General features: G+C 62.1%; 30 protein-coding genes. 29 read left to right on the top strand and 1 reads right to left on the bottom strand.

The annotated features are described in order from the left end of the window. Positions 1-62: 62 nt before the first annotated feature. Positions 63-857, top strand: a complete 795-nt coding sequence (locus tag RF638_RS05865) for an IclR family transcriptional regulator C-terminal domain-containing protein (protein WP_095796578.1) — start codon at positions 63-65, stop codon at positions 855-857. Here the strand turns inward: RF638_RS05865 and RF638_RS05860 are convergent. Further along, complete coding sequence (locus RF638_RS05860) at positions 793-1425, bottom strand: RDD family protein (RefSeq protein ID WP_368841578.1); 633 nt, start codon at positions 1423-1425, stop codon at positions 793-795. The genes RF638_RS05865 and RF638_RS05860 overlap by 65 nt on opposite strands. A gap of 268 nt (positions 1426-1693) precedes the next feature. Between RF638_RS05860 and rpsL the strand changes: the two genes are divergently transcribed. From rpsL to rlmN, 28 genes are all read left to right on the top strand, one after another. After that, positions 1694-2068: a 30S ribosomal protein S12 gene (rpsL, locus tag RF638_RS05855; protein WP_016998029.1), complete on the top strand. Its 375-nt coding sequence runs from the start codon at positions 1694-1696 to the stop codon at positions 2066-2068. Continuing rightward, entirely contained in the window at positions 2068-2538 is a 471-nt protein-coding gene (gene rpsG / locus RF638_RS05850; protein ID WP_095796580.1) for a 30S ribosomal protein S7, read from the top strand. Before rpsL ends, rpsG begins: the two co-directional genes overlap by 1 nt. 79 nt (positions 2539-2617) lie before the next feature. After that, complete coding sequence (gene fusA / locus RF638_RS05845) at positions 2618-4732, top strand: elongation factor G (RefSeq protein WP_095796581.1); 2115 nt, start codon at positions 2618-2620, stop codon at positions 4730-4732. A gap of 159 nt (positions 4733-4891) precedes the next feature. After that, entirely contained in the window at positions 4892-6082 is a 1191-nt protein-coding gene (gene tuf / locus RF638_RS05840; RefSeq protein ID WP_095796582.1) for an elongation factor Tu, read from the top strand. 535 nt (positions 6083-6617) lie between these two features. Continuing rightward, positions 6618-6926, top strand: a complete 309-nt coding sequence (gene rpsJ, locus RF638_RS05835) for a 30S ribosomal protein S10 (RefSeq protein WP_003803825.1) — start codon at positions 6618-6620, stop codon at positions 6924-6926. A 16-nt stretch (positions 6927-6942) separates the two neighbouring features. Next, positions 6943-7599, top strand: coding sequence for a 50S ribosomal protein L3 (gene rplC, locus RF638_RS05830; protein ID WP_095796583.1), 657 nt, complete (start codon positions 6943-6945; stop codon positions 7597-7599). Between the two features lie 6 nt (positions 7600-7605). Further along, positions 7606-8235 carry a 50S ribosomal protein L4 gene (gene rplD / locus RF638_RS05825; protein ID WP_129702096.1) on the top strand — a complete coding sequence of 210 codons (630 nt, stop codon included), beginning with the start codon at positions 7606-7608 and terminating at the stop codon, positions 8233-8235. Then, positions 8232-8537 carry a 50S ribosomal protein L23 gene (gene rplW, locus RF638_RS05820; protein ID WP_016997045.1) on the top strand — a complete coding sequence of 102 codons (306 nt, stop codon included), beginning with the start codon at positions 8232-8234 and terminating at the stop codon, positions 8535-8537. Before rplD ends, rplW begins: the two co-directional genes overlap by 4 nt. Positions 8538-8568: 31 nt before the next feature. Continuing rightward, positions 8569-9408: a 50S ribosomal protein L2 gene (gene rplB / locus RF638_RS05815; protein ID WP_095796585.1), complete on the top strand. Its 840-nt coding sequence runs from the start codon at positions 8569-8571 to the stop codon at positions 9406-9408. A 12-nt stretch (positions 9409-9420) separates the two neighbouring features. After that, positions 9421-9702: a 30S ribosomal protein S19 gene (gene rpsS, locus RF638_RS05810; RefSeq protein ID WP_016997047.1), complete on the top strand. Its 282-nt coding sequence runs from the start codon at positions 9421-9423 to the stop codon at positions 9700-9702. A gap of 50 nt (positions 9703-9752) precedes the next feature. Beyond that, a complete protein-coding gene (gene rplV / locus RF638_RS05805; protein ID WP_016997049.1) occupies positions 9753-10118 on the top strand; it encodes a 50S ribosomal protein L22 in 366 nt (121 codons plus the stop codon). Next, on the top strand, positions 10119-10961 hold the full coding sequence (rpsC, locus tag RF638_RS05800) for a 30S ribosomal protein S3 (RefSeq protein ID WP_016997051.1): 843 nt from the start codon (positions 10119-10121) through the stop codon (positions 10959-10961). It abuts the gene before it with no gap. Next, positions 10961-11377 (top strand): 50S ribosomal protein L16, encoded by a 417-nt coding sequence (gene rplP / locus RF638_RS05795; RefSeq protein WP_016997053.1) that lies wholly within the window; start codon positions 10961-10963, stop codon positions 11375-11377. Before rpsC ends, rplP begins: the two co-directional genes overlap by 1 nt. A gap of 3 nt (positions 11378-11380) precedes the next feature. Beyond that, complete coding sequence (gene rpmC / locus RF638_RS05790; RefSeq protein WP_016997056.1) at positions 11381-11686, top strand: 50S ribosomal protein L29; 306 nt, start codon at positions 11381-11383, stop codon at positions 11684-11686. Continuing rightward, positions 11683-11967 carry a 30S ribosomal protein S17 gene (rpsQ, locus tag RF638_RS05785; protein WP_016997057.1) on the top strand — a complete coding sequence of 95 codons (285 nt, stop codon included), beginning with the start codon at positions 11683-11685 and terminating at the stop codon, positions 11965-11967. The genes rpmC and rpsQ overlap by 4 nt, the downstream gene beginning before the upstream one ends. Positions 11968-12538: 571 nt before the next feature. Then, complete coding sequence (gene rplN, locus RF638_RS05780) at positions 12539-12907, top strand: 50S ribosomal protein L14 (protein WP_095796586.1); 369 nt, start codon at positions 12539-12541, stop codon at positions 12905-12907. Between the two features lies 1 nt (position 12908). After that, the gene (gene rplX, locus RF638_RS05775; protein ID WP_095796587.1) at positions 12909-13253 is read left to right on the top strand and encodes a 50S ribosomal protein L24; all 345 of its coding nucleotides are present in this window, start codon (positions 12909-12911) and stop codon (positions 13251-13253) included. Then, complete coding sequence (gene rplE, locus RF638_RS05770) at positions 13253-13822, top strand: 50S ribosomal protein L5 (RefSeq protein ID WP_095796588.1); 570 nt, start codon at positions 13253-13255, stop codon at positions 13820-13822. Before rplX ends, rplE begins: the two co-directional genes overlap by 1 nt. A gap of 75 nt (positions 13823-13897) precedes the next feature. After that, the gene (gene rpsH, locus RF638_RS05765) at positions 13898-14296 is read left to right on the top strand and encodes a 30S ribosomal protein S8 (RefSeq protein ID WP_095796589.1); all 399 of its coding nucleotides are present in this window, start codon (positions 13898-13900) and stop codon (positions 14294-14296) included. Positions 14297-14328: 32 nt separating this feature from the next. Beyond that, complete coding sequence (gene rplF, locus RF638_RS05760; RefSeq protein WP_095796590.1) at positions 14329-14865, top strand: 50S ribosomal protein L6; 537 nt, start codon at positions 14329-14331, stop codon at positions 14863-14865. A 2-nt stretch (positions 14866-14867) separates the two neighbouring features. Further along, positions 14868-15239 (top strand): 50S ribosomal protein L18, encoded by a 372-nt coding sequence (rplR, locus tag RF638_RS05755; protein WP_016997064.1) that lies wholly within the window; start codon positions 14868-14870, stop codon positions 15237-15239. Further along, positions 15236-15961, top strand: coding sequence for a 30S ribosomal protein S5 (gene rpsE / locus RF638_RS05750; protein WP_095796591.1), 726 nt, complete (start codon positions 15236-15238; stop codon positions 15959-15961). The genes rplR and rpsE overlap by 4 nt, the downstream gene beginning before the upstream one ends. Then, the gene (rpmD, locus tag RF638_RS05745) at positions 15961-16170 is read left to right on the top strand and encodes a 50S ribosomal protein L30 (protein WP_095796592.1); all 210 of its coding nucleotides are present in this window, start codon (positions 15961-15963) and stop codon (positions 16168-16170) included. The genes rpsE and rpmD overlap by 1 nt, the downstream gene beginning before the upstream one ends. A 2-nt stretch (positions 16171-16172) precedes the next feature. Next, positions 16173-16643 carry a 50S ribosomal protein L15 gene (rplO, locus tag RF638_RS05740; protein WP_095796666.1) on the top strand — a complete coding sequence of 157 codons (471 nt, stop codon included), beginning with the start codon at positions 16173-16175 and terminating at the stop codon, positions 16641-16643. Between the two features lie 196 nt (positions 16644-16839). Continuing rightward, on the top strand, positions 16840-18153 hold the full coding sequence (gene secY, locus RF638_RS05735) for a preprotein translocase subunit SecY (protein ID WP_095796593.1): 1314 nt from the start codon (positions 16840-16842) through the stop codon (positions 18151-18153). Between the two features lie 99 nt (positions 18154-18252). Then, positions 18253-18819 carry an adenylate kinase gene (locus RF638_RS05730; protein WP_095796594.1) on the top strand — a complete coding sequence of 189 codons (567 nt, stop codon included), beginning with the start codon at positions 18253-18255 and terminating at the stop codon, positions 18817-18819. Positions 18820-18935: 116 nt separating this feature from the next. Continuing rightward, on the top strand, positions 18936-19769 hold the full coding sequence (gene map / locus RF638_RS05725; RefSeq protein ID WP_259917274.1) for a type I methionyl aminopeptidase: 834 nt from the start codon (positions 18936-18938) through the stop codon (positions 19767-19769). 37 nt (positions 19770-19806) lie between these two features. Then, on the top strand, positions 19807-20952 hold the full coding sequence (gene rlmN, locus RF638_RS05720; RefSeq protein WP_095796596.1) for a 23S rRNA (adenine(2503)-C(2))-methyltransferase RlmN: 1146 nt from the start codon (positions 19807-19809) through the stop codon (positions 20950-20952). Positions 20953-21105 lie beyond the last annotated feature (153 nt).

Below are 21105 nucleotides of genomic sequence, written 5' to 3'. Positions count from 1 at the left end.
TTGCTTTAATCGAAGTTGCTTTCGACAAAACCCGTGCTCGACCCGTGTGATTTGGAGCCCCCGTGAGTGCCGACGCAGACTCCGCCGACAAGAGCCAGTACGTCCAGTCGCTTGCGCGCGGGCTGTCCGTGATTTCCGCCTTCGACGCCGCTCAACCCGTCATGACCCTCTCGGACGTCGCGCGCCACACGGGTTTGACGCGAGCCACCGCCCGCCGGTTCCTCCTGACGCTCGAGTCCCTGGGATACGTACGATCCGACGGGCGGATGTTCGAACTCACGCCCAAGGTGCTGCAGCTGGGCTACTCGTATCTGTCGGCGCTGTCGCTCCCGCAGATCGCGAATCCACACTTGAAGAATCTTTCGGACACGCTTCAGGAATCCACGTCCCTGTCCGTGCTCGACGGGCAGGACATCGTGTATGTGGCTCGGGTGGCCACCCACCGCATCATGACCGTGGCCATTGCGGTGGGAACCCGGTTCCCCGCGTATGCCACGTCCATGGGGCGAGTGCTGCTCGCAGGACTCACCGCCAAGGAGCTGGGGGAGTACCTCACCACTGCGGAGCTCTCTCCGTTGACCCGGCGGACCACCACCGAGCGTGATGCCCTGGTTCAGGAGCTGCAGCGCGTGCGGGAACGGGGGTACGCCGTGGTCGACCAGGAACTGGAAGTCGGGTTGCGCTCGGCCGCGGTTCCGGTCAAGGACCTCACCGGGCGCACCGTTGCCGCGATCAACGTGTCCATGCGCGTGGGAATGCCCGGGGTGGACACCGAGCACCCGGAGGCTCAGGTCATTCCGGAACTATTCGCGTGCGCAGCGGCGATTTCCCAGGACCTGGCGGCGTCGGGGAACTGATCGTCGCGTGCCCGTGGTGTGTGGGGACCCTGACGACGGACGTGCCCGTAGCAGCGTCGTACGGGGTTCTGCCGGTGTGCAGGAACAGGGACTCGACGTATGCGATCGGAAGCGCGTAGGAGAACGCCGTCAGAAGCCACACGATGGGCGGCACGGCACCGGACGTATCGCCGGGCATGGTCAAGGCGAACACGGCCGCGTGACCGATGAGCCACGGAACCCCGATCTTGAGCGCATTGCGGACCAGCGCCGCCCAGACCGATGGGCCGCCGTGTCCTTTGGAGACTCGCAATCCCGTAAGGCGTTTACCCGGCGTTGCTGCGCGCGGTCGTGATTCGGTGACGGCGGCGGCCAGTACCACGGGCACCACAACTACAAGAGCGCCGATCAGATTCAGCTGAAAGTAGCTGAGGCCTCCGGTGAGGCCCGCCAGATGGAGTGGCACTCCCACCGCCGCGGTGAGACCCACCCACCCGAGGATGCACACCCAGTCAATGATCCAGGCGACAAGTCTGACAACCCCTAGTCTCTTGTCAGCCCGGGCGGTGGGTCCTGAACGAGTCGACATCTTCAAAAATTACGTATCGATGTCTTCCAGGTCAATGGGGACTCGGGGGCCAGTTCGCAGTTGCCCGCGACAGCTGCTATGGTAGCTAGGAATTGCTCGGTCACGAGCGTGTGCATTTTCGATTCAATGGCAAATTGGACCCTGTCCTTTGGTACGCGGTTTGTACCTAGATGCCATTTTTTGTCATGCCTGCTTCCGTGACTCACCAATCCGCAGTCAGCAGGCCGTTCACCCGGTGAACGCAAGGTCTGCCCAAACAGGAGGCACTGTGCCAACTATTCAGCAGCTGGTCCGCAAGGGCCGGACGTCCAAGGTCGTCAAGACCAAAGCCCCCGCGCTTAAGGGCAACCCCATGAAGCGCGGCGTGTGCACCCGTGTGTTCACCACCACCCCCAAGAAGCCGAACTCGGCTCTCCGTAAGGTGGCTCGTGTCAAGCTCAACGGCGGCGTGGAAGTTACCGCGTACATCCCCGGTGAGGGACACAACCTGCAGGAACACTCCATCGTGCTGGTGCGCGGTGGTCGTGTGAAGGACCTGCCGGGTGTTCGCTACAAGATCGTGCGCGGCGCACTCGACACCCAGGGTGTCAAGGGTCGCCAGCAGGCTCGTTCCCGCTACGGCGCCAAGAAGGAGAAGAAGTAATGCCTCGTAAAGGTCCCGCTCCCAAGCGCCCCCTCGTCGTAGACCCCGTCTACAGCTCTCCCGTTGTCACGCAGCTGATCAACAAGGTCCTGCAGGACGGCAAGAAGTCCACCGCAGAGCGCATCGTCTACGGCGCCCTCGAGGGTGTTCGTAACAAGACCAACGCCGACCCCGTCGCAACCTTGAAGAAGGCCCTCGACAACGTCAAGCCGGCCCTCGAGGTCCGCTCCCGCCGTGTCGGTGGCGCCACCTACCAGGTTCCCGTCGAGGTCAAGGCAGGCCGCGCCACCGCGCTGTCCCTGCGCTGGCTTGTCGGCTACGCCAAGGTTCGTCGCGAAAACACCATGACTGAGCGTCTCCAGAACGAGATCCTCGACGCCTCCAACGGCCTGGGTGCCGCTGTGAAGCGCCGCGAGGATACTCACAAGATGGCTGAGTCCAACAAGGCCTTCGCCCACTATCGCTGGTAAAATCCGATAGTCGTGTCGACCCCGCCAACAGCGGGGTCGACACCTGGGCCCGGCACCAACCTTTACGAAGGGAACCATCGTGGCACTTGACGTGCTTACCGACCTGAACAAGGTCCGCAATATCGGCATCATGGCTCACATCGATGCCGGTAAGACCACGACCACCGAACGAATCCTGTTCTACACGGGCATCAACCACAAGCTCGGCGAGACGCACGACGGTGCATCCACGATGGACTGGATGGCGCAGGAGCAGGAACGCGGCATCACCATTACCTCCGCCGCGACCTCGTGCTACTGGCACGACAACCAGATCAACATCATCGACACCCCCGGTCACGTGGACTTCACGGTCGAGGTCGAGCGCTCCCTGCGTGTGCTCGACGGCGCCGTGGCAGTTTTCGACGGCAAGGAGGGCGTTGAGCCCCAGTCCGAGACCGTGTGGCGTCAGGCTGACAAGTACGAAGTTCCGCGTATCTGCTTCGTCAACAAGATGGACAAGCTCGGTGCTGACTTCTACTTCACCGTGGACACCATCAAGTCCCGTCTGGGTGCAACCCCGCTCGTTCTGCAGCTGCCCATCGGCGCCGAGAACGATTTCGTGGGCGTTGTCGACCTGCTCACCATGAAGGCTTTCGTGTGGGAGGGCGACTCCAAGGGTGACGTGTCCCTGGGTGCCAAGTACGAAATCCGCGAGATCCCCGAGGATCTGCAGGAGCGTGCCGAGGAATACCGCAACCAGCTGGTCGAGTCCGTGGCCGAGGCCAACGACGACCTCATGGAGAAGTACCTCAACGGCGAAGAGCTCACTCAGGACGAGATCAAGCACGGTATCCGTGAGCTGACGATCAACTCCAAGGCATACCCGGTGCTGTGTGGTTCGGCATTCAAGAACCGCGGCGTGCAGCCCATGCTCGACGCAGTCGTTGACTACCTCCCCACTCCGCTGGACGTGCTCTCCGTGCAGGGTCACTCCGTGAAGGACGAGGAAGAGGTCATGACCCGTCCGGCAGACGCGAACGCTCCGTTCGCTGCTCTGGCGTTCAAGGTCGCGGCTCACCCGTTCTACGGTCAGTTGACCTACATCCGCGTGTACTCCGGTAAGGCCAAGGCCGGGGAGCAGGTGCTGAACTCCACCAAGGGCAAGAAGGAGCGCATCGGCAAGCTGTTCCAGATGCACTCCAACAAGGAGAACCCGGTGGACGAGATCTCCGCCGGTCACATCTACGCGGCCATCGGACTGAAGGACACCACCACCGGTGACACCCTGTGCGATCCCTCGGACCCCATCGTTCTGGAGTCCATGAGCTTCCCCGAACCCGTGATCTTCGTGGCCATCGAGCCCAAGACCAAGGGTGACCAGGAAAAGCTCTCCACCGCTATTCAGAAGCTCTCCGCTGAGGATCCCACCTTCACGGTGTCCCTCAACGACGAGACCGGCCAGACCGAGATCGGCGGCATGGGCGAGCTCCACCTGGACATCCTGGTGGACCGCATGAAGCGCGAGTTCAAGGTCGAAGCCAACGTGGGCAAGCCGCAGGTGGCTTACCGCGAGACCATCAAGAAGCCCGTGGAGAAGGTCGACTACACCCACAAGAAGCAGACCGGTGGTTCCGGTCAGTTCGCAAAGGTGCAGGTCGCTTTCGAGCCGCTTCCGCTGGACGCCGAGGAACTCTACGAGTTCGACAACAAGGTGACCGGCGGCCGCATCCCGCGCGAGTACATCCCCTCCGTGGATGCCGGTATCCAGGACGCCATGCAGTTGGGTGTTCTCGCCGGTTACCCCATGGTCGGTGTCAAGGCCACCCTGCTCGACGGTGCCTACCACGATGTCGACTCATCCGAAATGGCGTTCAAGATCGCCGGTTCGATGGTGTTCAAGGAAGGCGTTCGTCGCGCCAACCCTGTGCTCCTCGAGCCGCTGATGTCCGTGGAGGTTCGCACCCCCGAGGAGTACATGGGCGACGTGATCGGCGACCTGAACTCCCGTCGTGGTCAGATCCAGTCCATGGAGGACGTCACCGGCGTCAAGCTGGTGAAGGCTCTCGTGCCGCTGTCCGAAATGTTCGGCTACATCGGTGACCTGCGTTCCAAGACCCAGGGTCGCGCCGTGTACTCGATGCAGTTCGACAGCTATTCGGAGGTCCCCAAGGCTGTCGCCGACGAGATCATCCAGAAGAACCGCGGCGAGTAAGCCCACCGGAGACTAGTCCCCGAATTTCGATAAACCACTAAAGCCAAAGTAGACTTGCACAGGTTTCGACTGCAGCAGTGCTATGCGCTGTGATAGCAGACTCCGGACATTCGGAGTCGTCGAGTAAGTCTCACCTCAATGTTCTAGGAGGAACACATCATGGCGAAGGCCAAGTTCGAGCGCACCAAGCCGCACCTCAACATCGGCACCATCGGCCACGTTGACCACGGCAAGACCACGCTCACCGCTGCGATCTCCAAGGTGCTTGCTGACAAGTACCCGGACATCAACGAGCAGCGCGACTTCGGTGCCATCGACTCCGCTCCGGAGGAGAAGCAGCGCGGCATTACCATCAACATCTCTCACATCGAGTACCAGACCGAGAAGCGTCACTACGCACACGTTGACGCCCCCGGTCACGCGGACTACGTGAAGAACATGATCACCGGTGCTGCTCAGATGGACGGCGCAATCCTCGTGGTTGCCGCTACCGACGGCCCCATGGCACAGACCCGCGAGCACGTTCTGCTCGCCCGTCAGGTGGGCGTTCCCTACCTGCTGGTCGCACTGAACAAGTCCGACATGGTCGACGACGAGGAACTGCTGGACCTCGTTGAAATGGAAGTTCGTGAACTGCTGTCCGACCAGGGCTTCGACGGCGACAACGCACCCGTGGTGCGCGTGTCCGCGCTGAAGGCTCTCGAGGGCGACGCTGAGTGGGTCAAGTCCGTCGAGGACCTCATGGAGGCCGTGGACGAGAACATCCCGGAGCCGGAGCGCGACACCGACAAGCCGTTCCTGATGCCCGTTGAGGACGTCTTCACCATCACCGGTCGTGGCACCGTTGTGACCGGCCGTGCCGAGCGTGGCACCCTGCCGATCAACTCCGAGGTCGAGATCGTCGGCATCCGCCCGATCCAGAAGACCACCGTGACCGGTATCGAGATGTTCCACAAGCAGATGGACGAAGCCCTCGCGGGCGAGAACTGTGGTCTGCTGCTGCGTGGCCTCAAGCGCGACGATGTCGAGCGTGGCCAGGTTGTCTGCAAGCCGGGTTCCATCACCCCGCACACGGACTTCGAGGCAAACGTCTACATCCTGTCCAAGGAAGAAGGCGGACGTCACAACCCGTTCTACTCGAACTACCGTCCGCAGTTCTACTTCCGCACCACCGACGTCACCGGCGTCATCACGCTGCCCGAAGGCACCGAGATGGTCATGCCCGGTGACAACACCGAAATGAGCGTTGAGCTGATCCAGCCCATCGCCATGGAGGACGGCCTCGGCTTCGCTATCCGTGAGGGTGGCCGCACCGTTGGTTCCGGCAAGGTGACCAAGATCATCAAGTAATCTCTGATGACTGAAGTGATCGTCGGCTAGCCCGATACACCACTCCGTAAGGCCCCGCCAGTTTCTTGCTGGCGGGGCCTTACGCGTCTCGGCAGTACGGCGACGACGACGCTCGGCCGGCCGCGGCGGCGTCGTCGGCCTTGCGTACGGCCTGCGGGCGGGGGATGAGAAGAGCGCGTTTGCAAAGGCGTGTAAATCTCTGGCAGAATGGTCGCTGTTGTTCACGTGTCGGCGTGTGCCCGTAAAAAGGTCCCGACCGCGTCGGGCGAACCGGTACACCGAAGCAGCCTCAACGAGCCATGGCCTCCATGGGAACCACGTGAACAGCCATCCAATCGACACCATAGAAATTATTTGTGCGAACTCGTGTTTGCGTTTTCCGCGACACGCCCGAGTTCGGGTGTCGGTGCTTCAGCAGGGTGAGGAACCCGGTTCTACCGGATTCAGCCTGTGTGAAGTGGCGATATAAGCGCCAAAACACAAGGAGCGAAAGCTCCACACAGGGAAGTACTTGAAGAAAGAGAGTCACGACGCCATGGCGGGACAAAAAATCCGCATCCGGCTGAAGTCCTATGACCACGAGGTCATCGACGTCTCGGCCCGGAAAATCGTTGAGACGGTGACGCGCGCAGGCGCCACGGTAGTGGGACCCGTCCCGCTGCCCACGGAGAAGAACGTCTACTGCGTGATCCGCTCGCCGCACAAGTACAAGGACAGCCGTGAGCACTTCGAAATGCGCACACACAAGCGGCTGATCGACATCATCGACCCCACGCCCAAGGCCGTCGATTCGCTCATGCGTCTCGACCTGCCGGCTGACGTGAACATCGAAATCAAGCTGTAAAAAGGATCGCACCCCAATGACTACCACTTTCGAACGCCAGGTTAAGGGCCTGCTGGGCACCAAGCTCGGCATGACCCAGGTCTGGGACGAGAACGGGAAGTTCGTGCCGGTGACCGTGGTCAAGGCCGACTCCAACGTCGTGACGCAGCTGCGCAACGAGGACAAGGACGGCTACAACGCCGTTCAGATCGGCTTCGGTGCGATCGATCCCCGCAAGGTTTCTAAGCCGCTGGCTGGCCACTTCGCCGCCGCCGGAGTAACCCCGCGCCGCCACGTCGTCGAACTTCGTACTTCCGACTCCGCTGACTACGAGCTCGGCCAGGAACTGTCCGTCGAAATCTTCGACGCCGGTACCAAGGTCGACGTCGTCGGCACCACCAAGGGCAAGGGCACCGCCGGTGTTATGAAGCGTCACGGCTTCTCCGGCGTTGGCGCCTCCCACGGTGCACACAAGAACCACCGCAAGCCGGGATCCATCGGCGGCGCGTCTTACCCCGCACGTGTTTTCAAGGGCATGAAGATGGCTGGTCGCATGGGCAACGCCCGTCACACCACCATGAACCTGACCGTTCACGCTGTTGACGCCGACAACTCCCTGCTGCTCATCAAGGGCGCCCTGCCGGGCCCCAAGGGATCGGTCGTCCTCGTCCGAACCGCAGTGAAGGGAGCCTGATAAGCCATGGCAACTGAAACCGTAAACGTCGAGCTGCCCGCTGAGATCTTCGACGCGCAGACCAACGTGGCACTGCTTCACCAGGTCGTCGTCGCTCAGTTGGCCGCTGCTCGCCAGGGAACGCACAAGACCAAGACCCGCGCCGAAGTTTCCGGTGCAGGCCGTAAGCCGTTCAAGCAGAAGGGCACGGGTCGGGCTCGTCAGGGCTCCATCCGCGCTCCTCACATGACCGGCGGTGGCGTTGTCCACGGTCCGACCCCGCGTGACTACTCGCAGCGCACGCCCAAGAAGATGAAGGCGGCTGCCCTGCGCGGTGCCCTCTCGGACCGGGCTCGCAACAACCGCATCCACGTGGTTGCCGATCTGGTGACTGCTTCCGAGCCGTCTACCAAGGCTGCCAAGGAAGCACTGCGTTCGATCACCGAGCGCAAGAACGTGCTGGTTGTTCTGGACCGCAGCGACGATGTCACTGCATTGTCCGTGCGCAACCTGGTCAACACGCACGCCGTGTACGCAGACCAGCTCAACACGTACGACGTGCTCGTCTCGGACGACGTGATCTTCACCAAGGCCGCTTACGACTCGTTCGTTGCTGCTGCGTCCGCTACGGGTAAGAACCAGGAGGACGCCAAGTGAGCGCGATCTACAACAAGGACCCGCGCGATGTGATCATTCGCCCGGTCGTCTCCGAGAAGTCCTACGGACTGATCGACGAGGGTAAGTACACCTTCCAGGTGGACCCCTCAGCGAACAAGACCGAGATCAAGTACGCCGTGGAGAAGATCTTCGGTGTCAAGGTCGAGTCCGTCAACACCCTCAATCGTCCCGGTAAGCGCAAGCGCACTCGCTTCGGCTGGGGAACGCGAAAGGCCACCAAGCGTGCCATCGTGTCCCTTCGGGAAGGTTCCATCGACATCTTCGGCGGTCCGCTCGCCTGAGCGGAGACCACTTTAACGAGGAATTTCAACTATGGCTATCCGTAAGCACAAGCCGACAACCCCGGGCCGTCGTGGCTCGTCGGTTGCCGACTTCGTAGAAATCACGCGCACAACGCCCGAGAAGTCTCTGGTGCGTCCGCTGCCCAAGAAGGGCGGTCGTAACAACACCGGTCGTATCACCACCCGTCACAAGGGCGGTGGACACAAGCGCCAGTACCGTGTCATCGACTTCCGTCGTCACGACAAGGACGGCATTGATGCCAAGGTCGCTCACATCGAGTACGACCCCAACCGTACGGCTCGCATTGCGCTGCTGCACTTCGTTGACGGCACCAAGCGCTACATCGTGGCTCCCAACAAGCTCAAGCAGGGCGATGTTGTCGAGTCCGGCCCGTCCGCCGACATCAAGCCCGGTAACAACCTGCCGCTGCGCAACATCCCCGTGGGCACCGTGCTCCACGCCGTGGAGTTGCGTCCCGGTGGCGGCGCCAAGCTGGCTCGTTCGGCCGGCGCCTCCGTGCAGCTCGTCGCCAAGGAAGGCAAGTACGGCCAGCTCCGTCTGCCCTCCGGCGAGATCCGCAACGTCGACGTGCGCTGCCGCGCAACCGTGGGCGAGGTTGGCAACGCCGAGCAGTCCAACATCAACTGGGGCAAGGCCGGCCGTAACCGTTGGAAGGGCATCCGCCCGACCGTCCGCGGTGTCGTCATGAACCCCGTGGATCACCCCCACGGTGGTGGTGAGGGTAAGACTTCCGGTGGTCGCCACCCGGTCAACCCGAACGGCAAGCCCGAGGGACGCACCCGTCGCCCCAACAAGGAAAGCGACAAGCTCATCGTCCGTCGTCGTCGTACCGGCAAGAACAAGCGCTAAGGAGCCTGACTAATGCCACGCAGCCTCAAGAAGGGCCCTTTCGTTGATCAGCACCTCTACCTGAAGGTCGCCAAGGAGAACGAGAAGGGCACCAAGAACGTCATCAAGACGTGGTCCCGCCGCTCGATGATCGTGCCCGACATGCTCGGCCACACGATCGCCGTGCACGACGGACGCAAGCACATCCCGGTGTTCATCACGGAGTCGATGGTCGGGCACAAGCTCGGCGAATTCGCTCCCACCCGCACATTCCGCGGCCATGTGAAGGACGACAAGAAGGGCAAGCGTCGCTGACCTCTGGTTAGCACGTAGCACTTCTTCGACAAGACGAGAGAAGGAAAGCAATGGAAGCCAAGGCATCTGCGCGCTACATCCGCGTGACGCCTATGAAGGCCCGGCGCGTCGTCAACCTGATTCGTGGCCAGCAGGCGAATGAGGCATTGGCGATTCTGAAGTTTGCCCCCCAGGCAGCTTCCGAGCCGGTATTCAAGGTTCTCGAATCCGCCGTAGCTAACGCACGGCAGAAGGCCGACCGTGAAGGCCTCGCGTTCAAGCAGGAAGACCTCGTTGTCTCCGCTGCTTACGTGGACGAGGGCCCCACCATGAAGCGGTTCCAGCCGCGCGCCCAGGGTCGTGCGTACCGCATCAACAAGCGCACGAGCCACGTGACCGTGGTCGTGGCGACCCCGGAGAAGGAGGAGGTCCGCTAAGTGGGACAGAAAATCAACCCCAACGGATTCCGTCTGGGTATCACCACCGACCACATCTCGCACTGGTACGCCGACTCCAACCAGCCGGGCCAGCGCTACAAGGACTACATCCGCGAGGATGTGAAGATCCGCGAACTCATGTCCAAGGGCATGGAGCGCGCCGGTATCTCCAAGGTCGAGATCGAGCGCACCCGTGACCGTGTGCGTGTGGACATCCACACCGCCCGCCCGGGCATCGTGATCGGCCGCCGCGGCGCCGAAGCTGACCGCATCCGCGGTGAGCTCGAAAAGCTGACCGGCAAGCAGATCCAGCTGAACATCCTGGAAGTCAAGAACCCCGAGACCGACGCACAGTTGGTTGCTCAGGGCGTCGCCGAGCAGCTCGCTTCTCGCGTGGCCTTCCGCCGCGCCATGAAGAAGGCTATTCAGTCCGCACAGCGTGCGGGTGCCAAGGGTATTCGTATCCAGTGCGCCGGCCGCCTGGGAGGCGCTGAAATGTCCCGCTCGGAGTTCTACCGCGAAGGCCGTGTGCCCCTGCACACCCTGCGCGCGAACATCGACTACGGCTTCTTCGAGGCCAAGACCACCTTCGGCCGTATCGGCGTGAAGGTCTGGATCTACAAGGGCGACCTGACCTCCAAGGAACTGGCTGCACAGCAGGCCGCTGCTCCGTCTTCGCGCGGACGCAACGACCGTCGCGGTGGCGCCGGTGGCGGCGAGCGTCGTCGTCGTGGTGGCAATGACCGTAACGACCGTGGCGGACGCCGTGAGCGTAACGACTCCGCCGCAGCCCCGCAGCAGAACAACGCTGCGGAGGCGCCCAACGCAGAGGGTGGTAAGTAATGCTTATCCCACGTCGTGTTAAGTTCCGCAAGCAGCACCACCCCAAGCGTCGGGGCCAGGCTAAGGGCGGAACCCAGGTATCGTTCGGCGAGTGGGGCATCCAGGCACTGAGCCCGGCATATGTCACCAACCGTCAGATCGAGTCCGCGCGTATCGCAATGACCCGTCACATCAAGCGTGGCGGTAAGGTCTGGATCAACATTTACCCGGACCGTCCCCTGACCAAGAAGCCTGCCGAAACCCGTATGGGTTCCGGTAAGGGTTCTCCCGAATGGTGGGTCGCCAACGTCAAGCCCGGACGCATCATGTTCGAGATCTCCGGCGTGTCCGAAGAGGTCGCCCGTGAGGCGCTTCGTTTGGCAATCCACAAGCTCCCGATGAAGGCACGTATCGTGCGTCGCGAAGGTGGTGAATGATCAATGGCCATTGGATCTAAGGATCTGAACATGGAAAACCTCGCGGAGCTCGACAACAGTGCTCTGACCGAGCAGTTGCGGAAGTCCAAGGAAGAGCTGTTCAACCTGCGCTTCCAGTCCGCAACCGGTCAGCTCGAGAGCAACGGTCGTCTGAAGTCCGTCAAGCGTGACATCGCCCGCATCTACACCGTGCTCCGTGAGCGCGAGCTGGGCATCCGCGAAGAGGTCCAGGCGACTGCTGTAGAGACCGACAAGAAGGCAGCCAAGAAAAGCAAGAAGGCCGCCAAGTCTGAGGATGATGCCAAGTGAGCGAGCAGGTTAACAACGAGGCCACGGCCGAGCGCGGTGACCGTAAGACCCGTCGCGGCTACGTAGTCTCCGACAAGATGGACAAGACCGTGGTCGTGCAGGTCGAGGATCGTGTGAAGCACGCCCTCTACGGCAAGGTCATGCGTAAGTCCAAGCGCATCAAGGCGCACGACGAGGAGAACACCGCTGGTGTCGGTGACCTCGTGCGTATCGCCGAGACGCGTCCGCTGTCCGCCAGCAAGAACTGGCGCATCGTGGAGATCATCGAGAAGGCCAAGTAAGGCTTCCCGAGATCGACAAAGCATGCCGGCTCTGAGCCGACACACGGGCCCTCATCTTCGGATGGGGGCCCGTGGCTTTGCCGGAACCGCCCAGTTGGACCTACCAGTCCGTGGGCTGTACAGTGGATCAGTACGCGTGTGGCACACGTGTGCCCACATCACTGACTTCGACACTGCTGAGTCAGAATCCACAATGCCCCACGGCCCGCCCGGCGGACCGTGATTTCCGCAGGGAAATCGGGGCATGAACCAGCGTCTTCGTGCGGCTTTACGCGCGAAGTACCACGCGGCATCGCCAAGCGATGTTCACCGCGTGCCGTTGCCCGTTCACGGATTCTGGTTGAGCAGACCGATCCTCGGTGGGGCAGCGAAGCAGACGATTAGTTCGTCTGAATTACTTCGAATCACTCACGCCACAAACCCAGCGCGTACGTGCTTTGCGAAAACGCCTCGGGCCCCTCCTACGGCCACGGGGAGCACCGTTCAGCGAAGCGTTCAAATATCTACCGTTCCGCAAGGCTCGACATCGTCCAGATATGGATGAGAACCGGCGCGACGACAGGAGAAATCAGTGATTCAGCAGGAGTCGCGGCTTAGGGTCGCCGATAACACGGGTGCGAAGGAAATCCTCACCATCCGTGTACTCGGTGGATCCGGACGCCGTTACGCAGGCATTGGTGACGTCATTGTCGCCACCGTTAAGGACGCAATCCCCGGTGGCAACGTCAAGAAGGGCGACGTTGTCAAGGCAGTTGTGGTCCGTACCAAGAAGCAGAGGCGCCGTTCCGACGGTTCCTACATTCGTTTCGACGAGAACGCCGCAGTGATCTTGAAGACCGACGGGGATCCCCGTGGCACGCGTATCTTCGGCCCCGTGGGCCGCGAGCTGCGCGACAAGAAGTTCATGAAGATCATCTCGCTGGCTCCGGAGGTGCTCTGACATGGCGAAATTCAAGATCAAGACCGGAGACCTGGTTCAGGTTATTTCCGGCAACAAGCAGAACAAGGGCAAGCAGGGCAAGGTCCTGCGTGTGATCACCGAGACTTCCCGCGTGGTTGTCGAAGGTGTCAACGTGGTGACCAAGCACAAGCGTGCCAGCGCCCAGGGCGAAGCCGGCGGCATCGTCAAGACCGAGGCTCCCATTCACATCTCGAACGTGATGCTCGTGGACCCGGAGACCGGCAAGCCGACCCGCGTGGGCTATCGCACCGAGACCGTGGAGCGTGACGGCAAGCAGAAGACCGTTCGCGTTCGCGTGTCCAAGAGCACCGGCAAGGATCTGTGATGAGCGAAACGACCGAAACCAAGATGACCCCGCGGTTCAAGACCAAGTACCAGGAAACCGTTGCGCCGGCACTCCAGGAAGAGTTCGGTTACACGAACGTCATGGAACTGCCCCGCATCACCAAGGTTGTCGTGAACATGGGTCTGGGCGAGGCAGCCAAGGATTCCAAGCTGGTGGATTCCGCCATCAAGGACCTGACCGCCATCACCGGCCAGAAGCCCGTGGTCAACCGTGCCAAGAAGTCCATCGCGCAGTTCAAGCTGCGCGAAGGTATGCCCATCGGCGCTCACGTCACCATGCGTGGCGATCGTATGTGGGAATTCCTGGACCGTCTGGTCACGCTGGCCCTGCCGCGTATCCGTGACTTCCGTGGCTTGTCCGACCGTCACTTCGACGGCAACGGCAACTACACCTTCGGTTTGACGGAACAGTCCATGTTCCACGAAATCGACCAGGACCGGATCGACCGTGTGCGCGGTATGGACATCACCGTGGTGACCACCGCAAAGACTGACGACGAGGGTCGCGCGCTGCTCAAGGCGCTCGGCTTCCCGTTCAAGACCAACTAATTCCCGCGACGTCAGAGGTCCCGACTGGCTGTAACCGGTCGGGAAACCGTGACGAGGAAGGGCATGTGCCCAAACATGACAATGACAGATCCTGTCGCAGACATGCTGACGCGTCTGCGTAATGCGAACTCCGCATACCACGACACCGTGAGCATGCCGTACTCCAAGCTGAAGGCTCGGGTTGCGGACATCCTCAAGGCCGAAGGTTACATCGCGGACTGGAGTGAGGAACCGGCCAAGGTCGGTAAGACCCTCACCCTGTCCCTGAAGTTCGGCCCCAACCGTGAGCGCTCCATTGCAGGCGTTCGCCGTATCTCCAAGCCGGGTTTGCGCGTTTACGCGAAGTCCACCAACCTGCCGAAGGTTCTCGGCGGCATGGGCATCGCGATCCTCTCCACCTCTTCGGGTCTGCTGACTGACAAGCAGGCCGGCAAGAAGGGCGTGGGCGGGGAAGTCCTCGCGTACGTCTGGTAATCGGCAGCACAGAACAAAGAAAGGAAGAGAACATGTCACGTATTGGACGTCTCCCGATCTCTGTGCCCGCCGGTGTGGAGGTCGCTGTGGACGGTTCCGTGGTGAAGGTCAAGGGCCCCAAGGGCGAATTGACTCACACCGTGGCCGCTCCCATCACCGTGGTTGTTGAAGACGGCACCGTTCAGGTTGCCCGCCCCAACGACGAGCGCGAGTCCCGCGCTCTGCACGGTTTGACTCGTACCCTGATCGCCAACATGGTCCAGGGTGTCTCCGAGGGTTACAGCAAGCAGCTGGAAATCGTCGGAACCGGTTACCGTGTTCAGGCCAAGGGCGCCAACCTGGAGTTCGCTCTGGGTTACAGCCACCCTGTTCCGTTCGAGGCTCCGGACGGCATCACGCTGTCCGTGGAAGGTTCGAACAAAGTCACCGTCGCCGGTATCGACAAGCAGCAGGTTGGCCAGGTTGCCGCAAAGATCCGCAAGCTGCGTCTGCCCGACCCCTACAAGGGCAAGGGCGTGCGTTACGCCGGCGAGCAGATCCGCCGCAAGGCCGGAAAGGCTGGTAAGTAATCATGGCTCTCGTAATCAAGGGCAAGTCGAAGTCCGCTCAGCGCGCACGTCGTCACCGCCGCGTACGCAAGTACGTTTCCGGTACCGCTCTGCGTCCCCGTCTCGTAGTGACCCGTTCCGCGCGTCACATGGTCGCTCAGGTGATCGACGACGACAAGGGTGTAACCCTGGCGTCAGCTTCCACCATGGAAGCTGACCTGCGGGCCGCCTCGGAGGACAAAACCGCCAAGGCCAAGCGTGTCGGCGAACTCGTCGCCGAACGCGCCAAGGCTGCCGGTGTCGAAACGGTTGTCTTCGACCGTGGCGGTAACAAGTACCACGGCCGTGTGGCCGCGGTGGCCGATGGTGCCCGTGAAGGAGGTCTGGCGCTGTGAGCGAGCAGAACAATGAGAAGGAAACCAAGGTGAGCGAAGCCACCAACGCTTCCAACGAAGCTACTGAGGCTCAGCAGGGAACCGAGGACAACCGCGGTGGCCGCGGCGGTCGCGGTAACCGCAACGAGCGCGGTGGCCGTGGCGAGCGCGGCGGTCGTAACGAGCGCGGCGGCCGTGGTGGCCGTGGCGGTCGCGAGGAAGAGAAGGACAAGTTCCTCGAGCGCGTCGTGACCATCAACCGTGTCTCCAAGGTGGTCAAGGGTGGCCGCCGCTTCAGCTTCACCGCCCTCGTGGTGGTTGGCGATGGCAACGGCATGGTTGGCGTGGGCTACGGCAAGGCCAAGGAAGTTCCCGCCGCCATCTCCAAGGGCGTCGAGGAAGCCAAGAAGAACTTCTTCCGGGTTCCTCGCGTGGAAGAGCGCACCATTCCGCACCGCGTGCAGGGCGAAGCCGCTGCCGGTGTCGTGATGTTGCGTCCGGCCACTCCGGGTACCGGTGTTATCGCCGGCGGTCCGGTGCGTGCCGTACTCGAGTGCGCGGGCATCCACGACGTGTTGTCCAAGTCCTTGGGCTCGTCCAACCAGATCAACATCGTGCACGCAACCATTGAGGCCCTGCGTATGCTCGAAGAGCCCGCTTCCGTGGCTGCCCGTCGTGGCCTGCCCATGGACGAGGTTGTTCCGGGCCCGCTGCTGCGCGATATCCAGAAGGCAGGTGCCTGATGAACGGAAAGCGTATTCAGGCCAACGGTGCCACACTGCGTATCAAGCAGATCCGCTCCGTGGTCGGTCAGAAGCAGAACATGCGCGACACCCTTCGTTCCCTCGGTTTGAAGAAGCCGGGCAACGTGGTGGAGCGCAAGGCCGATGCAGCGACCGCGGGCATGATCAATACCGTGTCGCATCTCGTAGAGGTTGAGGAGGCCGAGTGACCATGGCTGAAAACACTGGGAGCAAGAAGCAGCACGCTCTGAAGGTTCACCACCTGCGTCCGGCCCCCGGATCTCACCAGTCCAAGACCCGTGTGGGTCGTGGTGAGGCTTCGAAGGGTAAGACTGCCGGTCGCGGTACCAAGGGCACCAAGGCGCGTTACCAGGTGAAGGCCGGTTTTGCCGGCGGTCAGCTGCCGTTGCACATGCGTCTGCCCAAGCTGCGCGGGTTCAAGAACCCGTTCCGCGTCGAGTACCAGGTCGTGAACCTGGATCGTCTGGGCGAGCTGTTCCCCGAGGGCGGCACGATCGGTATTTCCGATCTCGTTGCCAAGGGTGCAGTGCGCAAGAACCAGCCGGTCAAGGTTCTGGGCACCGGAGAGATCTCCGTTGCACTGAACATCACCGCGGACAAGTTCTCGGCCTCCGCGGCTGAGAAGATCGCAGCTGCCGGCGGTTCCACGCAGACCGCGTGAGACTGAACGCAGTAATCGGTTGTAGGGTGTAACCCTGAACTGAAGCGGGCCCCGTGCCGTATTGTCGGCACGGGGCCCGCTGCTTTTTATCAGGGTGTTCGCGCTCACCTCTCGCGTGTGCGCGCAACATCCTTCGCTAGACTTGCCCGGGGTCGGGACCGGCCGGGCCAACACTGAAGTTTTTGGAGGAGGACCTGTGCTCAGTGCTTTCGCACGGGCGTTCACAACGCCGGAACTGCGCAACAAGCTGCTGTTCACCCTCGGGATCATCGTGATCTACCGGTTGGGCACTTTCATTCCTGCGCCTGGCGTGGACTACGGCAACGTACAGCAGTGTCTAGCACTGGGTAACACGACCGGTGGCGTGTACGACTTGGTCAACCTGTTCAGCGGTGGCGCACTGTTGCAGTTGTCCATTTTTGCGCTCGGTGTGATGCCGTACATCACGGCGAGCATCATCGTGCAGCTGTTGCGCGTGGTGATTCCCCGGTTCCAGGAACTCCACGAAGAGGGTGCCCAGGGGCAGACCAAACTCACTCAGTACACTCGTTATCTGACCATTGGGCTGGCCGCGCTCAACGCGACCACCGTGGTCTCGCTGGCTCGATCCGGCGCGCTGTTGGGTGACTGCCCCTTGCCGATCATCCCGAACGATTCCCTGATGATCCTGGTCATCATGATTCTTACGATGACCGCCGGCACCACGCTGATCATGTGGCTGGGCGAACGCATCACCGACCGCGGTGTCGGCAACGGCATGTCCTTGCTGATCTTCACCTCGATCGCCGCAACCTTCCCGTCCGCACTGGGCGACATCCTTCGCACCCGCGGCTGGGGCCTGTTCCTGGCCGTGTGCGCCGTGGGACTCGTGGTCATCACGTGCGTCGTGTTCGTGGAGCAGTCGCAGCGTCGCATCCCGGTGCAGTACGCCAAGCGCATGGTGGGTCGTCGAACCATTGGCGGCACCAGCACCTACATCCCACTCAAGGTCAACATGGCCGGCGTGATCCCCATCATCTTCGCCTCATCCATGCTCATGCTGCCGTCCATGATCGCGCAGTTCGGGATGCCGAATGACGGCTCTCCGGTGCCCGGTTGGGTCAATTGGATCAACACGTACCTGACATCCGGTGACCACCCGGTCTACATGGTCACGTACTTCCTGATGATCGTGGCGTTCACGTACTTCTACGTGTCCATCACGTTCAATCCGGAAGAGGTCTCCAACAACATGAAGCGATACGGCGGCTTCATCCCCGGAATTCGCGCGGGCCGGCCCACGGAGAACTACCTGCGCTACGTGCTGTCCCGCATTACGCTCCCGGGTGCTCTCTACCTGGGCATCGTGTCCATGATCCCGCTCATCGCTCTGGTGTTGTTCGACGCCAACCAGAACTTCCCGTTCGGTGGTCCTTCGCTGCTGATCATGGTGGGCGTGGGTTTGGACACCGTGAAGCAGATCGACGCGCAGCTGCAGCAGCGTCACTACGAGGGGTTGCTGCGTAAGTAGTTGTCCACCAAGTCCCGCGGATCCGTACGATCCGCCCCGCTGCCGGGCTGTTGCCAGTAAAGTGGTGGGGGACCAGAGAAGTTCGTGCAAGGAGAAACCATGACCCGTTTGTTGATCATCGGACCGCCAGGCGCTGGCAAGGGCACTCAGGCGGCTCGCATTTGTGAACGGTTGAACGTTCCTGCGATCTCCACCGGGGACATTTTCCGAGCCAATATCAAAGAGCAGACCGAACTCGGCAAGGAAGCGCAGCGGTACACGGACGCGGGCAATCTGGTGCCGGACTCCGTGACCAATTCCATGGTGCGGGACCGTTTGGCACAGGATGACGTGAACAACGGGTTCCTGCTGGACGGTTACCCGCGCACCGTGGCCCAGGTCGAGGAGCTGGACAGCATCCTCGAGGCCAATGGCACTCACCTGGATGTCGTGCTGCTGCTGACCGCTGACAACGACGAGCTCGTCAAGCGCTTGCTCGGCCGCGCGCAGGATCAGGGCCGCACCGATGACACGGAAGACGTCATTCGGCACCGCCTGGACGTGTATGACCAGCAGACCGCGCCGGTCGTTGGCGTGTACGAGAAGCGCGGCATTGTCACCGAGGTCGACGGCCTGGGCGACATCGATCAGGTCACCGAGCGCATCATGGCGGCGCTGGCCAGCTGAAATGCGATCTCGCTGAGATAAGAATTTGGGTGTGAGCCCTCGGAACGGCGCCATACAGCGCGTTCCGAGGGCTTAGCCGTTGATAGAACTCACCACTACGAAGGGAAGCGCGCACCGTGTTTGGTCGCCGCAAGGTAGAACTGAAGTCCGATGCCCAGCTTGCGCTCATGTCGCGAGCCGGGGTGGTGACCTCGCGCGCGCTCGACGCCGCCGTGGCCGCTGCCGTTCCCGGGGCCACCACCGCTGATGTGGATCAAGCTTTCCGGGACGTCCTGGCGGCCAACAATGCCGAGTCCAACTTCCTGGGCTACTACGGTTATCCGGCCACGGTGTGCGTATCCGTCAACGACCGCGTTGTTCACGGAATCCCGGGGGACCAGGTGTTGCTCGATGGGGACATTGTTTCCATCGACGGCGGTGCCATCGTGGATGGTTGGCACGGTGACTCGGCTCGCACTGTCCTGGTGGGGGAGCACCACGACCCGGCGGACGTCGAGCTGTCCAAGGTGACCCGCGCGGCGATGTGGCGCGGCATCGCGGCCATGGCCACCGGCACTCACGTGGGTGACATCGGTCAGGCTGTGGAGGATTACGTCCACGGATTGGTCGAACAGCGGTTGGGGATCCTCGAGGACTACGTGGGCCACGGCATCGGCACCGCCATGCACATGGCCCCGGACGTTCCCAATTACGCCGTGCGCAACCGCGGACCCCGGCTCGTCCCGGGCATGGCACTGGCTATTGAACCGATGCTGGTGCGCGGCGGAATCGAGACCAAGATCCTGGACGACGACTGGACCGTGGTGACCGTGGACGGCGCCAACGCGAGCCAGTGGGAACACAGCGTGTGCCTGCACTCCAAGGGCCTGTGGGTCCTCACCGCTGAAGACGGCGGCGCATCCGAACTCGAACCCCTGGGCGTACATCCCGTCCCGATAGCCGCATCCTGAACCGCACGCGCGGTACGCACGAGCGAAAGGACCTGACATGGCCACCGACGTAGAGATCACCGAACGACCTAAACCCGGGCAGCTGGTATTCAAACCCGCTCGCCGGGGTAAACCCCCGCAGCACCTGGCCGACCTGGATCTGGCCGGGCGCAAGAAGATGCTGCAGGACGCCGGCTACCCGGCGTTCCGAGCGGCGCAATTGTCCAAGCACTACTTCGAACGGTTCGAAACCGATCCGGACAAGATGACCGACCTGCCGGCTGGACAACGCGAGGAACTGGTTGCCGCGGCCATGCCGCCACTATTGACCACGGTCAAGAACCTCAAGGCGGACCAGGGCATGACGGTCAAGTCCGTCCATCGGCTGTTCGACGGCGCCATGGTCGAGTCCGTGCTCATGCGATACAGCAAGCGCGTGACCATGTGCATCTCATCCCAGGCAGGTTGTGGCATGAACTGCCCGTTCTGCGCGACCGGTCAGGCAGGTCTGACTCGTAACCTCTCCGCCGCGGAGATCGTGGACCAAGTTGTCCAGGGCATCCGAGGTCTGCGTGACGGTGTGGTGGGTCCTGCAGAGGAAGCACCGCTGCGCGTGTCGAACATCGTGTTCATGGGCATGGGGGAGGCCCTCGCCAACTACAAGGCCACCATGGGCGCGGTACACCGCCTGATCGATCCGTCACCGGAGGGTCTGGGACTTTCCGCGCGCGGGTTGACCATGTCCACTGTGGGTCTGGTGCCCGGGATGCGGAAGTTCACGCAGGAGAAGTTGCCCATCACCCTGGCGCTGTCCCTGCACGCCCCGGACGACGAACTGCGCGACGAACTGATCCCGGTCAACAATCGGTGGAAGGTGGATGAGGCGCTGGATGCCGCCCGCGAGTACTACGACGCCACCGGGCGCCGTGTATCAATCGAGTACGCCCTGATCCGTGACATGAACGATCAAGGCTGGCGTGCGGATTTGCTGGGGGAGAAGCTCAACAAGCGCGGTGCCGGTTGGGTGCACGTTAACCCCATCCCGCTCAATCCCACCCCGGGGTCCAAGTGGACGGCCTCGCGTCCTGGAGTCGAGCAGAACTTCGTGGAGCGTCTGCGCGCCCACGGAATTCCCACCACGGTGCGTGATACACGCGGTTCCGACATCGACGGCGCGTGCGGCCAGCTGGCCGCGGACGTCTAGACCCGCGGCGGCGTCGTCGCCCCGGATCGACCCGCCGCGAAGGTCGCAGGTGACTCACTACCCGTTACCGGATTGCATATCAAGTCTCAACCGCGTAAAGTATTGCGTTGGTTGTCTGTGCTCGCGCCGCTGAGCCCTGCCCGTCCACAAATC

Source organism: Kocuria sp. CPCC 205235, from assembly GCF_040980905.1.
Taxonomy (GTDB): Bacteria; Actinomycetota; Actinomycetes; order Actinomycetales; family Micrococcaceae; genus Kocuria; species Kocuria carniphila.
Note: the sequence above shows the minus strand (reverse complement) of the source record. Positions and strands in the feature narration are given on the sequence as shown.

Coding starts and splice junctions, on each gene's coding strand:
- RF638_RS05860 (WP_368841578.1), bottom strand. CDS start 1,425: ATGTCGACTCGTTCAGGACCCACCGCCCGGGCTGACAAGAGACTAGGG.
- rpsG (WP_095796580.1), top strand. CDS start 2,068: ATGCCTCGTAAAGGTCCCGCTCCCAAGCGCCCCCTCGTCGTAGACCCC.
- tuf (WP_095796582.1), top strand. CDS start 4,892: ATGGCGAAGGCCAAGTTCGAGCGCACCAAGCCGCACCTCAACATCGGC.
- rpsJ (WP_003803825.1), top strand. CDS start 6,618: ATGGCGGGACAAAAAATCCGCATCCGGCTGAAGTCCTATGACCACGAG.
- rplC (WP_095796583.1), top strand. CDS start 6,943: ATGACTACCACTTTCGAACGCCAGGTTAAGGGCCTGCTGGGCACCAAG.
- rplD (WP_129702096.1), top strand. CDS start 7,606: ATGGCAACTGAAACCGTAAACGTCGAGCTGCCCGCTGAGATCTTCGAC.
- rplB (WP_095796585.1), top strand. CDS start 8,569: ATGGCTATCCGTAAGCACAAGCCGACAACCCCGGGCCGTCGTGGCTCG.
- rpsS (WP_016997047.1), top strand. CDS start 9,421: ATGCCACGCAGCCTCAAGAAGGGCCCTTTCGTTGATCAGCACCTCTAC.
- rplV (WP_016997049.1), top strand. CDS start 9,753: ATGGAAGCCAAGGCATCTGCGCGCTACATCCGCGTGACGCCTATGAAG.
- rplP (WP_016997053.1), top strand. CDS start 10,961: ATGCTTATCCCACGTCGTGTTAAGTTCCGCAAGCAGCACCACCCCAAG.
- rpmC (WP_016997056.1), top strand. CDS start 11,381: ATGGCCATTGGATCTAAGGATCTGAACATGGAAAACCTCGCGGAGCTC.
- rplX (WP_095796587.1), top strand. CDS start 12,909: ATGGCGAAATTCAAGATCAAGACCGGAGACCTGGTTCAGGTTATTTCC.
- rplE (WP_095796588.1), top strand. CDS start 13,253: ATGAGCGAAACGACCGAAACCAAGATGACCCCGCGGTTCAAGACCAAG.
- rpsH (WP_095796589.1), top strand. CDS start 13,898: ATGACAATGACAGATCCTGTCGCAGACATGCTGACGCGTCTGCGTAAT.
- rplF (WP_095796590.1), top strand. CDS start 14,329: ATGTCACGTATTGGACGTCTCCCGATCTCTGTGCCCGCCGGTGTGGAG.
- rplR (WP_016997064.1), top strand. CDS start 14,868: ATGGCTCTCGTAATCAAGGGCAAGTCGAAGTCCGCTCAGCGCGCACGT.
- rpmD (WP_095796592.1), top strand. CDS start 15,961: ATGAACGGAAAGCGTATTCAGGCCAACGGTGCCACACTGCGTATCAAG.
- rplO (WP_095796666.1), top strand. CDS start 16,173: ATGGCTGAAAACACTGGGAGCAAGAAGCAGCACGCTCTGAAGGTTCAC.
- RF638_RS05730 (WP_095796594.1), top strand. CDS start 18,253: ATGACCCGTTTGTTGATCATCGGACCGCCAGGCGCTGGCAAGGGCACT.
- rlmN (WP_095796596.1), top strand. CDS start 19,807: ATGGCCACCGACGTAGAGATCACCGAACGACCTAAACCCGGGCAGCTG.